We start from the raw sequence: 16755 nt of genomic DNA on the forward strand, positions 1-16755 counted from the left end.
TTTCCCTGTGCACGAGGCGGATCCGGCCGCCGCGGTAGCTGACCACTTTGGCGAGCACTCCGGTGGCCAGGTCGTCGCTGAGCACCTTTCCATGCGGGTGGCGCGTCTTCAACGAGTCGAAGGTCAGGCCGCCGCGGCGAACGGGGACCGAAGGCGCTGATCCATGTCGACGACGCCGGGCGGCGCGGTATCGCCGACGGTGACGAGATTGCGGTGCGCTCGCCCTTCGGCAAGATCGCCCTGCCGGCCACCCTCACCGAGGACATCGTGCCCGGAACTGTGGCGATTCCGCACGGCTGGGGGCACGACGGCCGAGGCGGTTGGCAGCTGGCCAACCGCGCAGGAGGCGTCAACGTCAACGAACTGATGTCGGACGACCCGCAGGATGTCGAACCGCTGTCGGGCATGGCCTGGATCAGCGGGGTGCCCATCGAAGTCGAACGGACATGACGGCGCGGACCCTCGACGAACTCGGCTACTACCTGCTGGCCGGAGCCGGAGGCGAGGGTCCCTCGACGCTGACGTACGAGGCTAGGCGCGGGGAGGAACTCGGCTTCGGAACGGGGTTCATCTCCGAACGCTGGAACGTCAAGGAGGCCGCCTCGCTGACCGGAGCGGCGTGCGCGGTCACCGAACGGATGCAGATCGCCACTGCGGCAACCAATCCCAACACCCGCCACCCGCTGATCACCGGATCCTGGGCCACCACCATGCACCGGCTCTCCGGCGGCAGGTTCACCCTCGGTGTGGGCCGGGGAATCGCGGCGATCTACGGCGCGTTCGGGATCCCGGCGGTGACCACCGCGCAGATCGAGGACTTCGCGTATCTGATGCGCAGGCTGTGGCGCGGCGAGGTCGTCATCGGCCACGACGGCCCGATGGGCCGCTACCCGATCCTGGTGCTCGACCCCGACTTCGACGAGGACATCCGGCTGGCACTGGTGGCCTTCGGGCCCCGGACGCTGGAACTGGGTGGCCGGGTGTTCGACGACGTCATCCTGCACACCTACTTCACTCCGCAGACCCTCCGGCGGTGCGCCCGGACCGTCAAGGCCGCCGCGGAACGGGCCGGCCGCGACCCGTCCGAGGTGCGGGTGTGGTCGTGTCTGGCCACCGTCGGCGACCACCTTCCCGAGGAACTGCGGATGAAGAAGACCGTGGCCCGGCTGGCCACCTACCTGCAGGGCTACGGCGATCTGATGGTTCGCACCAACGACTGGGATCCCGCTGTCCTGCAACGGTTCCGGGCCGACCCCGTGGTTCAGTCGATCGGCGGCGGCATCGACCACAAGGCGACACCGGAGCAGATCGGGCACATCGCGACGCTCATCCCCGACGAATGGCTCGAACCGGCGGCCACCGGTTCGCCGGCGCAGTGCGTCGAGCGGATCGGCCGGGAGTTCGACCACGGGGCCGACGCGGTGATCCTGCACGGCGCCACGCCCGACGAACTCGAACCGGTCGTGGCCGCCTACCGGCAATACCGTCCTTAGCGGCCCCTGCTGCCGATACCGTTGGACCATGGCAGCCAGCGATTCCCGGGAAGTGGTCATCGAAGCGACTCCGGAGGAGATCATCGACGTCATCGCCGACGTCGGGAACGCTCCCACCTGGTCGCCGCAGTACCAGAGCGCGGAGGTCCTCGACACCCACGACGACGGCCGGCCCAAGCGGGTCAAAATGAAGGTCAAGGCCGCCGGCATCACCGACGAGATGGAGGTCGAGTACAGCTTCGCGGAGAATTCCGCGGGCTGGACGCTGATCAAGTCCGGCCAACTCAAAGCCCAGGAGGGTCGGTACACGCTCACTCCGGCCGGGGGCAAGACGAAGGTCCGCTTCGACCTGACGGTGGACCCGTCGATCCCGATCCCGGGATTCCTGCTCAAACGCACCCTCAAGGGCGGGATGGAAACCGCCACCGACGGTCTGCGCAAGCAGGTGCTCAAGCTCAAGAAGGGCGGTTAGGGCCGGCCCAGCGAGCGCAGCCGGCGGATCGCCTCGTCGAGGGTCTCCTCGCGTTTGCAGAAAGCGAAGCGCACCAGGTGGTTCCACCGTTCGGGGGTGCCGTCCGGGTCGCAGAACGCCGACATGGGGATCGCCGCGACCCCGACCCGGCGCGGCAGTTCCTCGCAGAACGCGGCGCTGTCGTCGAAGCCCAGCGGGCGCGGGTCGGCGCAGAGGAAATAGGTGCCCGCGCTGTCGTGCACCTCGAATCCGATGTCGGTCAGCGCCGCCGCCAATCTGTCGCGCCGGGCCTGCAGGGAATCCCGTAACCGCTCGACCCAGGCGTCCTCGTGGTTGAGCGCGTAGGCCACCGCGGGCTGGAACGGCGCCCCGCCGACGTAGCTGAGGTACTGCTTGGCGGCACGCACCCCCGCGACGAGTTCCGGTGCGCCGCAGGCCCAGCCGATCTTCCAGCCCGTGCAGTTGAACATCTTGGCTGCGCTGGAGATGGTCACCGTTCGCCCGCCCATGCCGGGGTAGGCCGCGATCGGGCGATGCGCGTGGCCGTCGAAGGTCAGGTGTTCGTAGACCTCGTCGGAGATCACCAGCAGGTCGGCCTCCACCGCCAGCGCGGCCAGAGCGGTCAACTCCGCATCGGAGAGCACCATCCCGGTCGGGTTGTGCGGTGAGTTGACGATGATCGCCCTGGTCCGCGGGGTCAGCGCGGCCCGCACCGCGTCGATGTCGAGGGTGAACCGGTCCGCGGTCAGCGGCACCGCCACTCGCCGGGCTCCGGCCATGGCGATCACCGGGGCGTAGGTGTCGAAGAACGGTTCCAGCACGATCACCTCCCAACCCGGTTCGACCAGGCCGAGCACTGCCGCCGCGATCGCCTCGCTGGCCCCGACGGTGATCAGCACCCCGGTCTGGGGATCGAAGTCCATGCCGTAACGGCGGCGGCGTTGCGCCGCGACGGCCTCCCGCAGTTCGGCGATCCCGAGGCCGGGCGGGTACTGGTTGACCCCGTCGGCGATCGCCTGCCGGGCGGTCTCCAGCATCGCCGGCGGCCCGTCCTGGTCGGGGAAGCCCTGGCCGAGGTTCACCGCCCCGAGGCTTTCGGCCAGTGCGGACATCCTGGCGAAGATGTTCACCGAGAAGGGCCGCAACCGTTCAACCGTCACATGCGCAGCGTAGGACGTAGGAAGGCCCAACCAACAGGTTGGCCGGGGCGTTTGTGGACCGGGACGCACCGCCGACTAGGCTGCCCCTGTCGGAATCCCCACATCGAACTCCGAGGAATTCACATGTCCGAAGAAGCCTTCATCTACGAGGCCATCCGCACCCCGCGCGGCAAGGGCAAGAACGGCGCCCTGACCGAGGTCAAGCCGCTCAATCTCATCACCGGCCTGATCGACGAGCTGCGCTCGCGCCACCCGAATCTGGACGAGAACCTGATCAGCGACGTCGTGCTGGGCTGCGTCTCCCCGGTCGGCGACCAGGGCGGCGACATCGCCCGCACCGCTGTCATCGCCGCGGGCATGCCCGACACCGTCGGCGGAGTGCAGCTCAACCGGTTCTGCGCCTCCGGCCTGGAGGCCGTCAACACCGCCGCGCAGAAGGTCCGCTCCGGCTGGGACGACCTGGTCATCGCCGGCGGCGTGGAGTCGATGAGCCGGGTGCCGATGGGCTCCGACGGCGGCGCCATGATGAGTGACCCGGCCACCAACTACGACGCCTTCATCGTCCCGCAGGGCATCGGCGCCGACCTGATCGCCACCCTGGAGGGCTTCGACCGCGACACCGTCGACGCCTACGCGGTGCAGTCCCAGGAGCGCGCCGCGGCGGCGTGGTCCGGCGGCTATTTCGCCAAGTCGGTGGTCCCGGTCCGCGACCAGAACGGCCTGCTCATCCTCGACCACGACGAGCACATGCGCCCCGGCACCACCATGGACAGCCTGGCCAAGCTCAAACCCGCCTTCGAGGGCCTGGCCGCGATGGCCGGCTTCGACGACGTGGCCATGCAGAAGTACCACTGGATCGAGAAGATCAACCACGTCCACACCGGCGGCAACAGCTCCGGCATCGTCGACGGCGCCGCCCTGGTGCTGGTCGGCAACGAGAAGGCCGGCAAGGCCTGCGGCCTGACGCCGCGGGCCCGCGTGGTGGCCACCGCCACCAGCGGTGCCGATCCGACCATCATGCTCGTCGGCCCGACCCCGGCAACCGAGAAGGCTCTGGCCACTGCGGGTCTGACCGTCGACGACATCGACCTGTTCGAGCTCAACGAGGCGTTCGCCTCGGTGGTGCTGAAGTTCCAGAAGGACCTGGGCATCCCCAACGACAAGCTCAACGTCAACGGCGGCGCCATCGCGATGGGCCACCCGCTGGGCGCCACCGGCGCCATGATCACCGGCACCATGGTCGACGAGCTTGAGCGTCGGGGCGCCAAGCGCGCGCTGATCACGCTGTGCATCGGCGGCGGTATGGGTGTCGCCACCATCATCGAGAGGGTTTAAGGAAGAACCATGGCAGAGAACACCATCCACTGGGATAAGGATGCCGACGGCATCGTCACCCTGACCATGGACGACCCCACGGGTTCGGCCAACGTGATGAACGAGCATTACCAGGAGTCCATGCACAAGGCCGTCGAACGCCTGGCCGCCGAGAAGGATTCGATCACCGGTGTGGTCATCGCGAGCGCGAAGAAGACCTTCTTCGCCGGCGGCGATCTCAACGGCATCATCCAGATCACTCCGGAGCACGCCGGCGAGGCGTTCGACACCGTCGAGAACGTCAAGCGTGACCTGCGCGCGCTGGAGACGCTCGGCGTGCCGGTCGTCGCGGCCATCAACGGCGCCGCCCTCGGTGGCGGCCTGGAGATCGCCCTGGCCTGCCACCACCGCATCGCCGCGGACGTCAAGGGCAGCGCCATCGGCCTGCCCGAGGTCAGCCTGGGCCTGCTGCCCGGCGGCGGCGGCGTGACCCGCACCGTGCGGATGATGGGCATCCAGAACGCCTTCGTCAACGTGCTGTCCCAGGGCACCCGGTTCAACCCGAAGAAGGCCAAGGACGCGGGCCTGGTCGACGAATTGGTCGCCAGCGCCGACGAGGTGGTCCCTGCCGCCAAGGCGTGGATCAAGGCCAACCCCGACAAGCACACCCAGCCGTGGGACGCCCAGGGCTACAAGATGCCCGGCGGCACCCCGGCCAGCCCGGCGCTGGCGGCCATCCTGCCGTCGTTCCCGTCGCTGCTGCGCAAGCAGGTCAAGGGCGCGAACATGCCGGCGCCGCGGGCCATCCTGGCCGCCGCGGTCGAGGGCGCGCAGGTGGACTTCGACACCGCCAGCCGCATCGAGAGCCGCTACTTCACCGAGTTGGCCACCGGCCACGTCGCCAAGAACATGATCCAGGCGTTCTTCTTCGACCTGCAGGCGATCAATGCCGGCGGTTCGCGTCCGGAGGGCATCGGCAAGACCCCGATCAAAAAGATCGGCGTGCTGGGCGCGGGCATGATGGGCGCCGGTATCGCCTACGTGTCGGCCAAGGCCGGGTTCGACGTCGTCCTCAAGGACGTCACCCTCGAGGCCGCGCAGAAGGGCAAGGGCTACTCGGAGAAGTTGGAGGCGAAAGCTCTCGAGCGCGGCCGCACCACCCCGGAAAAGTCGAGCGAAGTCCTCAACCGGATCACCCCGACCGCCGATGCCGCTGATTTCAAGGGCGTCGACTTCGTGGTCGAGGCCGTCTTCGAGAACCAGGAACTCAAGCACAAGGTGTTCGGTGAGATCGAGGACATCGTCGAGCCCAACGCGATCCTCGGCTCCAACACCTCCACCATGCCGATCACCGGCCTGGCCACCGGGGTGAAGCGCCAGGACGACTTCATCGGCATCCACTTCTTCTCACCGGTCGACAAGATGCCGCTGGTCGAGATCATCAAGGGCGAGAAGACCTCTGACGAGGCGCTGGCCCGGGTGTTCGACTACACCCTGGCCATCGGCAAGACCCCGATCGTGGTCAACGACAGCCGCGGCTTCTACACCAGCCGCGTCATCGGCACCTTCATCAACGAGGCGCTGGCCATGCTGGGCGAGGGTGTCGAGCCCGCGTCGATCGAGCACGCGGGTTCCCAGGCCGGATATCCGGCGCCGCCGCTGCAGCTGTCCGATGAGCTCAACATGGAGCTGATGCACAAGATCGCCGTCGCTTCCCGCAAGGGCATCGAGGACGCCGGCGGCACCTACACCGCGCACCCGGCCGAGGCGGTGGTGGAGAAGATGATCGCGCTCGGCCGGCCGTCGCGGCTGTCCGGTGCGGGCTTCTACGAGTACGTCGACGGCAAGCGCACCGGACTGTGGCCGGGGCTGCGCGAGGAGTTCAAGTCGGGCAGCAGCAAGATCCCGCTGCAGGACATGATCGACCGGATGCTGTTCGCCGAGGCGCTGGAGACCCAGAAGTGCTTCGACGAGGGCGTCATCGAGACGACGGCGGATGCCAACATCGGCTCGATCATGGGTATCGGCTTCCCGCCGTGGACCGGTGGCGCCGCCCAGTTCGTCACCGGCTACCCCGGCGGCAGGGCGGGCTTTGTGGCCCGCGCCAAGGAACTGGCCGCCAAGTACGGTGACCGCTTCAACCCGCCGGCGTCACTGCTGAGTTGACAGTCGCCTAGCGAGGGCCCCCGGGATTCGTTTGCCCGGGGGCCTTTCGCATCGCGCGAGAAACCGTAGAGTCGGTTCATGCGATTCGGACTCTTCATTCCCCAGGGCTGGCGGCTCGACCTCGTCGGTATTCCGGTGGAAAACCATTGGGCCACAATGCGGGACCTTGCTCAGTACGCCGACGGCAGCGCCTGGGACTCGCTGTGGGTCTACGACCACTTCCATACGGTCCCGATGCCCACCGACGAGGCCACCCACGAGGCCTGGACCCTGATGGCGGCGCTGGCGGCGACGACCGGCCGGATCAAGCTGGGCCAGATGTGCACGGCGATGAGCTACCGCAACCCGGCCTATCTGGCGAAGGTCGCGGCCACCACCGACATCATCTCCGGCGGCCGGGTCCAGATGGGCATCGGCGGCGGCTGGTACGAGCACGAGTGGCGCGCCTACGGCTACGGCTTCCCCTCGGCGGGGGTGCGGTTGGCGCGCCTGGACGAGGGCGTGCAGATCATGCGCGACGCCTGGCGCGACGGCCGGGTCACCTTCGAGGGCAAGCACTATCAGGTCGACGGCGCGATCGTCGCGCCGAAGCCGTTGCAGCAGATCCCGCTATGGATCGCCGGCGGCGGGGAGAAGGTCACCCTGAGGATCGCCGCGAAGTACGGCCAGTACACCAACTTCAGCGCCGACCACGACGAGTTCGCCCACAAGTCGGAGATCCTGGCCGGCCACTGCCGCGATGTGGGCACCGACTACGACGCCATCGTCCGCTCCGCCAACGTCAACGCCGTGCTCGGGACGTCGGATGCCGACGTGGAGGCAAGGCTGCAACGGGTCAGGGACAGGATCGCCGGCATCTGCGGCGACGGCGCGGCCGAGGCCATGATCGCGATGACTCGAGCCCCCGGCAACGCCACCGGCACGCCGGAGCAGGTGACCGAATCCCTGTCCGCGCTAAGGGAACTGGGGTGCGAGTACGTGATCTGCTACTTCCCGGAGGCGGCCTACGACCGCTCCGGTGTCGAGATCTTCGAGCGGGAGGTCATCCCCGCCCTGGCCCGGACGGCCTGATCAGCGCGCGCCTCCCGGCACCGGGAACGGCAGCGCGGGCGCATCCTTGCCGGCGTTCTCGCGCAACAGCCGCGGCAGATCCCCGCTGGCGATCGAGGCCATCAGTGCGGGGCACTGCAGTTGTATCGCCAGACCGGTGACCATGCCGGTGAGTTCCGGCGTCAGGCCGGAATTGCCCTGCAGTTCGGAGACCGTGGTGGCCAGTGAGGCACCCGGCTTCACAAGCTTCGGGCACAGCGACTGGGCGAACTTCGTCAGCTCGTCGGTGACCGTGTTGTCGCCGGAGGGGTCGGCGTGGGCGGTGGCAGGCACGCCGGCCGCCGCGATGACCCCTGCCATCAGCAGGGCGGAGAACGGGGTGTGCGCGGAATTCACCCCGGTAACACTGGCCGACGGAAATCACGTTCCCGACACGGTCCGGTAAAGGTTGGCGATTCGCCCGTTCGCTAGGCAGCCGGGCCGAGCAGGTCGTCGGCGTCGGTGATGACGTAGCCGTAGCCCTGCTCGGCGAGGAAACGCTGGCGGTGCGCGGCGTAGTCGGTGTCGAGGCTGTCCCGGGACACCACCGAGTAGAACACCGCGCCGCCGCCGTCGTGCTTGGGACGCAGCAGCCGGCCCAGCCGCTGGGCCTCCTCCTGGCGTGAGCCGAAGGTTCCCGAAACCTGAACGGCCACCGAGGCTTCCGGGAGGTCGATGGAGAAGTTCGCCACCTTCGAGACCACCAGGGTCTTGATCTCGCCGCGCCGGAAGGCGTCGAACAGCGCCTCGCGTTCGGCGTTCTTGGTAGACCCCTGGATCACCGGGGCGCCCAACTCCGCGCCCAACTCGTCGAGTTGGTCGAGGTAGGCGCCGATCACCAGCGTCGGCTCGCCGGGATGCTTGGCGAGGATCGACTTGACCACCGCGATCTTGGTGTGCGCCGTCGAGCACAGCTTGTAACGCTCGTCGGGTTCGGCGATCGCGTACTGCATGCGTTCGTTGTCGGTCATCGTCACCCGCACCTCGACGCATTCGGCCGGGGCGATCCAGCCCTGGGCCTCGATGTCCTTCCACGGGGCGTCGTAGCGTTTGGGCCCGATCAGGCTGAACACGTCGCCCTCGCGGCCGTCCTCCCGGATCAGCGTGGCCGTGAGGCCCAGCCGCCGCCGGGACTGCAGATCGGCGGTCATCCGGAACACCGGGGCGGGCAGCAGGTGCACCTCGTCGTAGATGATCAGGCCCCAGTCGCGGCTGTCGAACAACTCCAGATGCCGGTACTCGCCCTTGGTGCGCCGGGTGATCACCTGGTAGGTCGCGATGGTGACCGGGCGGATCTCCTTGCGCTCACCGGAGTACTCGCCGATCTCATCCTCGGTCAGCGACGTCCGCGCGATCAGTTCCCGCTTCCACTGCCGGCCCGCGACGGTGTTGGTGACCAGGACCAGCGTGGTGGCGGACGCCCTGGCCATGGCGGCGGCGCCGACGATGGTCTTGCCCGCACCGCAGGGCAGCACCACCACACCGGAGCCGCCGGCCCAGAACGAGTCCGCCGCCATCTGCTGGTAGTCGCGCAGCTCCCAGCCGTCCTGCACCAGGCTGATCGGGTGGGCCTCGCCGTCGACGTAGCCGGCCAGATCCTCGGCGGGCCAACCGATCTTGAGCAGCATCTGCTTGACCCGGCCGCGCTCGCTGGGGTGCACGATCACGGTGTCGTCGTCGATGCGGGCGCCGAGCATCGGGGTGATCTTCTTGTTGCGCAGCACCTCCTCGAGCACCGCACGGTCCAGGCTGACCAGGCTCAGGCCGTGGGCCGGATGCTTGACCAGTTGCAGCCGGCCGTAGCGGGCCATGGTGTCGACGATGTCGACCAGTAGCGGCTGTGGCACGGCGTACCGGGAGAACGTGACCAGCGCGTCGACGACCTGCTCGGCGTCGTGCCCGGCGGCGCGGGCGTTCCACAGCGCCAGCGGGGTGATCCGGTAGGTGTGCACATGCTCGGGTGCGCGTTCGAGTTCGGCGAACGGCGCGATGGCGGCGCGGGCGGCGCCGGCCTGCTCGTGGTCCACCTCGAGCAGCACGGTCTTGTCGCTCTGAACGATGAGCGGGCCGTCGGTCATCGCGCTGCGTGTCGGCTGGTCATGGCAGCCATTATCCGGAGTCCGCTGACATCACCGACGTCACACGGTGCACGGCGAACTCCCGCGGCCTGCCCTGGGCGGGATCCCAGGCGGTGAGCTGACCGCCCCGCAGCGCCAGCGGGCGGACCACCCGCTGGGTGGCCACCCCGGCGGCGTCGACGTAGCCGATGAGCACATCGGTGCCCAGGACGGCGGCCTGCTGCAGCAGTGCCATCGCCACAGCCGGATCCACCCGCAGCCCGCCGGCCGGGGAGGAGTCGACCCGCCGCAGCACCGACACCACGGTGGCCAGGCTCTCCGGGTTGGGCTTCGGGACGGCCCGCGCCGTACGCCGCACCAGACTGGCAGGCAACCGGGCCCGCCGCCGGCGCAGGTCGACGACCGCTCCCGAGGAGTCCTCGGCGGCCGGAGCGAACCCGTCCTGGCGCAGCGCGGCCAGCACCTCGGCGATCGGCGCCTGCGACACCGCCACCGTGGGAGCCAGCAGCCGGACCTCCAGACTCCCCAGTGCTGGGGCGCTCACCGCGTGCGACAGCAGGACGGGGTCGTCGCACCGGATGAACGAGGCGGCGATCCCGACGCGCAGCTGGCCGTGCCGGCGGGCGACATCGTTGATCAGATAGTTCAGGCCCTGCGGGACGGGTGTTTTCGAGTTCGCCTCGAAGAAGCGCCGCAGCCCGTCGGCGGTGCGCCCGGTGTCCAGCGCGTGGCGGACGGACTGTTCGCCGACCCGGTACACCATCGCCGCGCCCGCGGATTCCAGGGTCGCCACCGCGGCCAGTTCCTCGGCCAGTTCACGCTGAAGCGGGCCCGGCACCACCACGGTCAGGTCGGCCTGCACCAGGAAGTGGTCGATCTGTGCCGGCAGCGCCGCGTCCATCGCCGCAACCGCGTCGCCGCCGTCGAGCAGCACCCGCGCCGGGGTGCTCAGCGCGTTGCGTCCGGTCAGCCCCACCGCATGGGCTTCCTCGAGCAGGTGGCCCACCGGGCCGGGCTGCAGCCGGGCCGCCCAGCGCGGCCGCCGCCAGATCAGTGCCCGGGAGGCGTGTGCGGCGTCCACGCAGGAGCCCGGGGGCAGTTCGGCCAGCATGCCCAGCAGCAGGCGGCGGTCCAGCGGCGCGGCCGTGGAGTACAGCGAGTCCGACAGTGCGGCATAGGGTTTGCCGTCCGGGCCGCGATCGCCGATCAGCCCGGGCCGGGACGGGAGGTCCAGCCAGGCCAGCGCGAGTTGGCGCCAGCGCGATGCCGCGGAGGCCTCGGCGAACCTGTCGGAGGCCAGCGTCGGCGCCCAGTGGGTTGCGGCGTCGGCGGCCGGCGCGGGGTCCGGTATGCCGCTGGCGATCAGGCCCGCCGCGGCCGCCAGTTCCAGGATCAGGCCCAGTCGCGCCTCGTCGACGCCGGTGAGCTTGGCCAGCCGCTTGGACTCGCGCACACCCAGCCCGCCGCTGCGAAGTTCGGGAACCGGTGCGGCCGAGAGTGATTCGAGAACGACCTCCACCTGGCGCATCAGCTCCATCGCAGCCCCTGCCGCGGACGCGTCGGCGTCCCCGGCGGTGGTGGTGGCGACCACGGGGTCGGGTGACCGAAGCCCGGCCGGCCCGGGCTGCTGCCCGCGAAGCACCTGCCCGACGTCGCGCGGCAGCACGACCGTTTCGGTGTCCACCGCCCGCAGCAGTCCGGCCGCGATCAGTCGGGGCACCGGCCGATCCGATGGTGTTCCCGGTGCGGCATCCCGGGTGCGGCCGACCGGGGAACCGCCGACGAGGCGCTCGAGCACCTCCCGGGCGTCGTCGTCGAGGCCCGCCAGTGCGGCCTCGATCTCGGCGACCGGCCGGGCGTGCTCGGCGACGGCCTGCCCCGGGTACCACGGCACCGCGGCCGCGGCCTCGGGCGACACCCGCAACTGCTCGTCGCCCCACACCAGCGCCCGCTCGCGCAGGTCGTCGAGGGCCGTCAGGACGGCCGGCCGGGGGGCATCCGCCCCCAGGAGTGTCAGCAGCACCTCCACCGGCACCGGATCGCGGTCGGCGCCGAGCACCAGCAGCCCGTCCAGGGCGGCCAGCCGCAGGAAGTCCAGTTCGTCGGCCGCGGCCTTGACCGACTGGCGGGATGCCGCCCGCGCGGCCAGTGCGGCAATGCTGCCCGGCGCGGGCTGGGCGAGGTCGGGGCGCAGTTCCAGGAGCCGGACCAGCCGGTCGTCGGGCAGTCCGGACAGCCACGAGCCCAGCGGGACGCTGCGGGTGGCGTGCGGCTCGGTCATCGCTGACCAGGGTAAAACAGCCAGGATCGGGACGAGTTCGCCGTCCGGGTGTCAGAATGGGGACGTGGCAGAGAACTTGGACAAGCAGCGGTATGTCGACAACGGCTGGCCGACCCGGGATCCGGAGGACCACCCGGTGAGCGAACTGGCCTCCCCGGTGGTGGGTGCGCTGTCGCCCTTCGGCGACGTCACGTTCCCGCTGCCGGCGTCGACGCTGCCGTACGTGCATCCGGTCACCGTCGTCAACCGGTAACGGTGACCAGCGGGCCGCACCGGCTCTCGCACCTCGACGACCGGGGCGCCGCGCGGATGGTCGACGTCACCGGCAAGGCCGCGTCCGCCCGGCTGGCCACCGCGGTCGCCACCGTTCACACCACCGCCGAGGTGATCGGGCTCATCGCCTCGGGTGGACTGCCCAAGGGCGATGCCCTGGCCACCGCCCGGGTCGCCGGGATCATGGCCGCCAAACGCACCAGTGAACTCATCCCGCTGTGCCACCCCATCGCCCTGGGCGGTGTCGAGGTGGATTTCGAAATCGGCTCGCAGGCAATCGAAGTCAGCGCCTCGGTGCGCACAACCGACCGCACCGGTGTCGAGATGGAGGCGCTGACCGCCGTCTCCGTCGCAGCGCTGTCGGTCTACGACATGATCAAGGCGGTAGACCCGGCGGCCCGGATCGACGGTATCCGGGTACTGCGCAAGGAAGGCGGCAAGACCGGCGTCTGGACCGCGCAGCGGTGAGCCGTTCCGCCCGCGTGGTGATCGCCTCCACCCGCGCCGCCTCCGGGGGCTACGAGGACCGCTGCGGTCCGCTCATCCGCGACTGGCTCACCGCCCGCGGCTTCGAGGTCGCAGCCCCGGCGGTGGTCGCCGACGGCGAACCGGTGGGCGCGGCACTGCGGGCGGCACTCGGCGAGGCCGCCGACGTCGTGATCACCTCCGGCGGCACCGGGATCTCCCCGACCGACGCCACCCCCGAGGCCACCCTGGCCGTGCTGGACTACCAGATTCCCGGCCTGGCCGACGCGATCCGCCGGTGCGGGGAGCCCCGGGTCCCCACCGCCGTGCTGTCCCGGGGGGTGTGCGGGGTGGCCGGGCGCACCCTGGTGATCAACCTGCCCGGCTCGACCGGCGGGGTGCGCGACGGACTGGGGGTGCTGGCCGGCGTGCTAGACCATGCCCTGGACCAGTTGGCCGGGGGGGACCACCGGTGACCCGGATCGTGCGGGCGGCGGTCACCGGGGATCTGATCCTGCTCACCGAACACGAGCACCTGGTCGCCCAGGCCGCGGCCGGCGCCGTCGTCGGGTTCGCCGGTGTGGTCCGCGACCACGACGGCGGCCGGCAGGTCCTCCGCCTGGACTACTCCGCCCACCCGCACGCCGAGCAGACCCTCTTCGAGGTGCTCGCCGAGGTCGCCGCGGCCGCGCCCGGCGTGCGCGCCGTCGCGGCCAGCCACCGGATCGGCAAGCTGGCGGTCGGCGACGCCGCACTGGTGGCCGCGGTCTCCGCCGAACACCGCGCGGAGGCGTTCGCCACCTGCGCGCGGCTCGTCGACCTTGTCAAAGAGCGGCTGCCGGTGTGGAAGCACCAGTTCTTCGCCGACGGCACCGACGAGTGGGTGAACTCCGCCTAGCTCGCCGCGGTGGCCGGCGCCGGATCGCGGCCGAGGACGAGCAGCAGACTGCCGCCGTCGATCTCGTTGTTCTGCAACGCCTCCCACACCTGCCTGATGTAGACGGCGTTCGGATCCGAGGCCGGTATCACCAGATCGGCGACCGCGTCGGGGGCCTGAGCATCGGCCGGCACGACCACCGGCGCGTCGGCCGGGACGGTCTCGACGATGGCGATGATCTCCGGCTGCGGCGCCGGTGAACCGCCGTCGGGCGTCTCCTCGGGAGCCGGTGCCGCCGGCTGGGCGGGTGCCTCGGGAGCCGGCGCGGCCTGCGGATCCCCGACGGCGGTCACATCCTGCGGCGCGGGTGTGTCCTGCGGGACCGGCGGCACGGCCGGGTTGTCCAGCGGGGCGGCCGGCGCCGCGGTGTCGGCGGCGGTGCCGGTGGTGACGGTGGCCGGGTCCTCGGCCGCCACCGGGGCGGCCGGAAGCTGGTGCCTGGTGGGCCCGGACAGGCCGCGGCCGCACACCGGCCACGCGCCCTTGCCTTGACCGGCGAGCACCCTCTCGGCGATCGCGATCTGCTGGGCGCGGGTGGCGAGGTTGGCGGCCGACGCGTACTGACCGCCGCCGTACCCGAGCCAGGTGCTGGGCGAGAACTGCAGGCCGCCCTGGTAGCCGTTGCCGGTGTTGATGGCCCAGTTGCCGCTGGACTCGCAGGCGGCGACGGTGTCCCACTCGGAATCGGTGGCAGCCTGGGCCTGCGCGGCAAGGCCGACGCTGCCGCCGCCGATGACCGCACCGGTGACGGCGAGCCTGGCGAGGCTGAACTGTGAGGTCGTGGGTCTGCGATGACGTCCGGCCATGAAAATCGGTCCTCTCTTCGATGCGCCTGCGAGGTCGGCAGCCGGGTTCGGGCACACCGTCGCCCGGCCGCGGCGGTGCCGCCGCGTCAACCCGAGGAACCGATGCTCCGAAATCGGCGGGACCCGATCGGGTCCCCCGCCCCCATCCGGGAATCTCGTCGTTCCCCCCGCTCCGTGGATGGAGTTCGGCGCGATGAGCGGAAGGGGGCCCGCCAAGCAAGGGCGGGCCTGGGAAAAACGGTATCGGCTGTCCCGGAAGCCGTCACTTTTCCCGAATTACGGCGTTTCGCCCTTGAACCGGGTCGAATTCGGGCCGAATCGGCCGCCGTTTACCCTGATGAGAGACCAGATTTATCGTTCCGTTGCTGCTCTGTGATTGTTCTGTGATGTGAGTCAGATCACCGCTAGCCGCCGGCGAACGGGGGCAGCACGTCCAGGGTCTGATGGGGCCGCAGCACCGCGGTCCGGTCCCGCACCGCCACCCCGTCGCACAGGAAGGAACACTTCTGTATCACGAGTGCCATTTTGTCACTCTGACCACACAGTTCGGCGATGGCGTCCGCCACCGTCGCACCCGGGCTGAGGGCCAGGGTGCCGCTGTCGGTCCCGGCCGCCGCGCCGGCGGCGGCGAAGAACCGCACGGTCACCGGCACGGCGGCAGTGATGTCTGTCATAGTCAGCCTCCGATGGCGCTCATCGGGCGTGTCGGCTGGATGAAATCGGGGTCGTTGATGCCGTGCCCGGCTGCCTTCCGCCACATCGCCGCCCGCCATGCCAGGTCGATCTCGGCGTCGCCCGCTCCGCCGCGCAGCAGCGTTCGCAGATCGGTCTCCTCGGTGGCGAACAGGCAGCTGCGCAGCTGCCCGTCGGCGGTCAGCCGGGTGCGGTCGCAGGCCGCGCAGAAGGCGTGAGACACCGACGCGATGATCCCGACCGTCGCCGGTCCGCCGTCGACAAGCCAGAGCTGCGCCGGCGCCGAGCCGCGCGGGGCCGGGTCGGGGCGCAACTCGAAGACCTCGCGCAGTGCGCTCAGGACTGCGCCGGCTCCGACCGCGGACTCGCGGCGCCACGCGTGGCCCGCGTCGAGCGGCATCTGTTCGATGATGCGCAGCTGATAGCCGAACCGAAGGCAGTAGCGCAGCAGTTCGACGGCGTCGTCGGGGCGATCCAGGACGGCGTTGACCTTGACCGGGTTCAGCCCCGCCTGGCCCGCCGCCGCCAATCCCTCGAGCACCTCGTCAAGCCGGTCGCGGCGGGTGACGGCGGCGAAGTGCCGGCGGTCAACGGTATCCAGCGATACGTTGACCCGGTCCAGGCCGGCTGCAGCCAGCGCGCCCGCGCGCCGCGCCAGTCCCACCCCGTTGGTGGTGAGTGCGATCTCGGGGCGCGGCCGCAACCGGGCCGCGGCGGCCACCGCGTCTTCCAGCCGCCGGTACAACAGCGGCTCCCCGCCGGTGAAGCGGATGCTTTCGATGCCGAGGCGGGTGACGGCCACCTGCAGCAGCCGCGCGAGTTCCTCGAAGCTGAGCAGATCCTCCCCGGGCAGCCAGTCGAGCCCCTCGGCGGGCATGCAGTAGGTGCAGCGAAGGTTGCAGCGATCGGTCAGCGAGACCCGCAGGTCGGTGGCCACCCGCCCGAAGGTGTCCACCAGCGGACCGCGCCGCGGCATGTCGGCCGGCGGGGACACGCGGTCGGCGCGGGGAACGGCCGGCAGTCCCAGGGTGGTCGGCGTCATACCGGCATCCGGGCCGGGCGGTGCGCCCAGTCGCGGGCGTGGTCGACCGGCACGATCTCCTTGCCCAGCGGCATGAGCGAGACCGGGATGAGTTTGAGGTTGGCCAGGGCGAGCGGGATGCCGACGATGGTGATCGCCATCGCGGCGGCGCTGAGGATGTGGCCGATCGCCAGCCACACTCCGCACAGCAGCACCCAGATCACGTTTCCGATCGTCGCGCCCGGGTTGGGCCCGGGCTTGTCGACGATCGTGCGGCCGAACGGCCACAGCGCGAACAGGGCGATGCGCGCGGAGGCGAAGCCGAAGGGGATGGTCACGATGAGCACGAAGCAGACCACTGCCGCCAGGAGGTAGCCGAGGGCGAGCCACAGGCCGCCGAAGAGCAACCAGATGATGTTCAGGACGGTGCGCATGTCTCCTCCAGGGGCCAGATCAGCCTACCGTTTGAGTAGGATCGCTCACGCGCCCAACGTCACGTCAGCGCCC

General features: G+C 70.3%; 18 protein-coding genes. 10 read left to right on the top strand and 8 right to left on the bottom strand.

The genetic code is table 11. From position 1 onward, the window contains the following. Nucleotides 1-159: 159 nt before the first annotated feature. Genes ACKOQ4_RS10380 through ACKOQ4_RS10390 form a run of 3 tightly spaced genes read left to right on the top strand, consistent with a single transcriptional unit; the run spans nucleotide 160 to nucleotide 1965 of the window. A complete protein-coding gene (locus ACKOQ4_RS10380; protein ID WP_526291554.1) occupies nucleotides 160-450 on the top strand; it encodes a molybdopterin dinucleotide binding domain-containing protein in 291 nt (96 codons plus the stop codon). Further along, a complete protein-coding gene (locus tag ACKOQ4_RS10385) occupies nucleotides 447-1493 on the top strand; it encodes a TIGR03857 family LLM class F420-dependent oxidoreductase (RefSeq protein WP_526291500.1) in 1047 nt (348 codons plus the stop codon). Before ACKOQ4_RS10380 ends, ACKOQ4_RS10385 begins: the two co-directional genes overlap by 4 nt. Nucleotides 1494-1521: 28 nt before the next feature. After that, nucleotides 1522-1965 carry an SRPBCC family protein gene (locus tag ACKOQ4_RS10390; RefSeq protein WP_526291502.1) on the top strand — a complete coding sequence of 148 codons (444 nt, stop codon included), beginning with the start codon at nucleotides 1522-1524 and terminating at the stop codon, nucleotides 1963-1965. Here ACKOQ4_RS10390 and ACKOQ4_RS10395 read toward each other — a convergent pair. After that, on the bottom strand, nucleotides 1962-3125 hold the full coding sequence (locus ACKOQ4_RS10395) for a pyridoxal phosphate-dependent aminotransferase (RefSeq protein ID WP_526291504.1): 1164 nt from the start codon (nucleotides 3123-3125) through the stop codon (nucleotides 1962-1964). The genes ACKOQ4_RS10390 and ACKOQ4_RS10395 overlap by 4 nt on opposite strands. Before the next feature lie 123 nt (nucleotides 3126-3248). Here ACKOQ4_RS10395 and ACKOQ4_RS10400 point away from each other — a divergent pair, with 123 nt between their 5' ends. The 3 genes from ACKOQ4_RS10400 (at nucleotide 3249) to ACKOQ4_RS10410 (ending at nucleotide 7676) form a co-directional block, all read left to right on the top strand. Further along, complete coding sequence (locus ACKOQ4_RS10400; RefSeq protein ID WP_526291506.1) at nucleotides 3249-4460, top strand: acetyl-CoA C-acetyltransferase; 1212 nt, start codon at nucleotides 3249-3251, stop codon at nucleotides 4458-4460. A 9-nt stretch (nucleotides 4461-4469) separates the two neighbouring features. Next, nucleotides 4470-6605 (top strand): 3-hydroxyacyl-CoA dehydrogenase NAD-binding domain-containing protein, encoded by a 2136-nt coding sequence (locus ACKOQ4_RS10405; protein WP_526291508.1) that lies wholly within the window; start codon nucleotides 4470-4472, stop codon nucleotides 6603-6605. A gap of 78 nt (nucleotides 6606-6683) precedes the next feature. Next, complete coding sequence (locus ACKOQ4_RS10410) at nucleotides 6684-7676, top strand: LLM class F420-dependent oxidoreductase (protein ID WP_526291510.1); 993 nt, start codon at nucleotides 6684-6686, stop codon at nucleotides 7674-7676. On the opposite strand, the gene ACKOQ4_RS10415 is transcribed toward ACKOQ4_RS10410, so the two are convergent. The 3 genes from ACKOQ4_RS10415 to ACKOQ4_RS10425 form a co-directional block, all read right to left on the bottom strand. Then, a complete protein-coding gene (locus ACKOQ4_RS10415; protein WP_526291512.1) occupies nucleotides 7677-8051 on the bottom strand; it encodes a DUF732 domain-containing protein in 375 nt (124 codons plus the stop codon). 71 nt (nucleotides 8052-8122) lie between these two features. After that, the gene (locus ACKOQ4_RS10420) at nucleotides 8123-9772 is read right to left on the bottom strand and encodes a DNA repair helicase XPB (protein ID WP_526291514.1); all 1650 of its coding nucleotides are present in this window, start codon (nucleotides 9770-9772) and stop codon (nucleotides 8123-8125) included. Nucleotides 9773-9803: 31 nt separating this feature from the next. Beyond that, nucleotides 9804-12053: a helicase-associated domain-containing protein gene (locus tag ACKOQ4_RS10425; protein ID WP_526291516.1), complete on the bottom strand. Its 2250-nt coding sequence runs from the start codon at nucleotides 12051-12053 to the stop codon at nucleotides 9804-9806. Nucleotides 12054-12117: 64 nt separating this feature from the next. On the opposite strand from ACKOQ4_RS10425, the gene ACKOQ4_RS10430 reads away from it, so the two are divergent. The 4 genes from ACKOQ4_RS10430 to ACKOQ4_RS10445 are packed head-to-tail and all read left to right on the top strand — an operon-like array spanning nucleotide 12118 to nucleotide 13689. Then, the gene (locus ACKOQ4_RS10430) at nucleotides 12118-12306 is read left to right on the top strand and encodes a hypothetical protein (RefSeq protein WP_526291518.1); all 189 of its coding nucleotides are present in this window, start codon (nucleotides 12118-12120) and stop codon (nucleotides 12304-12306) included. Nucleotides 12307-12362: 56 nt separating this feature from the next. Continuing rightward, nucleotides 12363-12794 (top strand): cyclic pyranopterin monophosphate synthase MoaC, encoded by a 432-nt coding sequence (gene moaC / locus ACKOQ4_RS10435; protein WP_526291556.1) that lies wholly within the window; start codon nucleotides 12363-12365, stop codon nucleotides 12792-12794. Then, nucleotides 12776-13267, top strand: coding sequence for a MogA/MoaB family molybdenum cofactor biosynthesis protein (locus ACKOQ4_RS10440; RefSeq protein ID WP_526291558.1), 492 nt, complete (start codon nucleotides 12776-12778; stop codon nucleotides 13265-13267). The genes moaC and ACKOQ4_RS10440 overlap by 19 nt, the downstream gene beginning before the upstream one ends. After that, nucleotides 13264-13689 carry a molybdenum cofactor biosynthesis protein MoaE gene (locus ACKOQ4_RS10445; RefSeq protein ID WP_526291520.1) on the top strand — a complete coding sequence of 142 codons (426 nt, stop codon included), beginning with the start codon at nucleotides 13264-13266 and terminating at the stop codon, nucleotides 13687-13689. Before ACKOQ4_RS10440 ends, ACKOQ4_RS10445 begins: the two co-directional genes overlap by 4 nt. Here ACKOQ4_RS10445 and ACKOQ4_RS10450 read toward each other — a convergent pair. The 4 genes from ACKOQ4_RS10450 to ACKOQ4_RS10465 all read right to left on the bottom strand — a co-directional run bounded on the left by ACKOQ4_RS10450 (nucleotide 13686) and on the right by ACKOQ4_RS10465 (nucleotide 16682). Next, complete coding sequence (locus ACKOQ4_RS10450) at nucleotides 13686-14534, bottom strand: transglycosylase family protein (protein ID WP_526291522.1); 849 nt, start codon at nucleotides 14532-14534, stop codon at nucleotides 13686-13688. The two genes, ACKOQ4_RS10445 and ACKOQ4_RS10450, sit on opposite strands and share 4 nt — an antisense overlap. Nucleotides 14535-14938: 404 nt before the next feature. Then, the gene (locus ACKOQ4_RS10455; protein ID WP_526291524.1) at nucleotides 14939-15208 is read right to left on the bottom strand and encodes a MoaD/ThiS family protein; all 270 of its coding nucleotides are present in this window, start codon (nucleotides 15206-15208) and stop codon (nucleotides 14939-14941) included. 2 nt (nucleotides 15209-15210) lie between these two features. Further along, the gene (gene moaA / locus ACKOQ4_RS10460) at nucleotides 15211-16269 is read right to left on the bottom strand and encodes a GTP 3',8-cyclase MoaA (protein ID WP_526291526.1); all 1059 of its coding nucleotides are present in this window, start codon (nucleotides 16267-16269) and stop codon (nucleotides 15211-15213) included. Next, complete coding sequence (locus tag ACKOQ4_RS10465) at nucleotides 16266-16682, bottom strand: YccF domain-containing protein (protein ID WP_526291528.1); 417 nt, start codon at nucleotides 16680-16682, stop codon at nucleotides 16266-16268. The genes moaA and ACKOQ4_RS10465 overlap by 4 nt, the downstream gene beginning before the upstream one ends. Between the last annotated feature and the right edge of the window lie 73 nt (nucleotides 16683-16755).

This window comes from Mycobacterium sp., from assembly GCF_046095365.1.
GTDB lineage: Bacteria > Actinomycetota > Actinomycetes > Mycobacteriales > Mycobacteriaceae > Mycobacterium.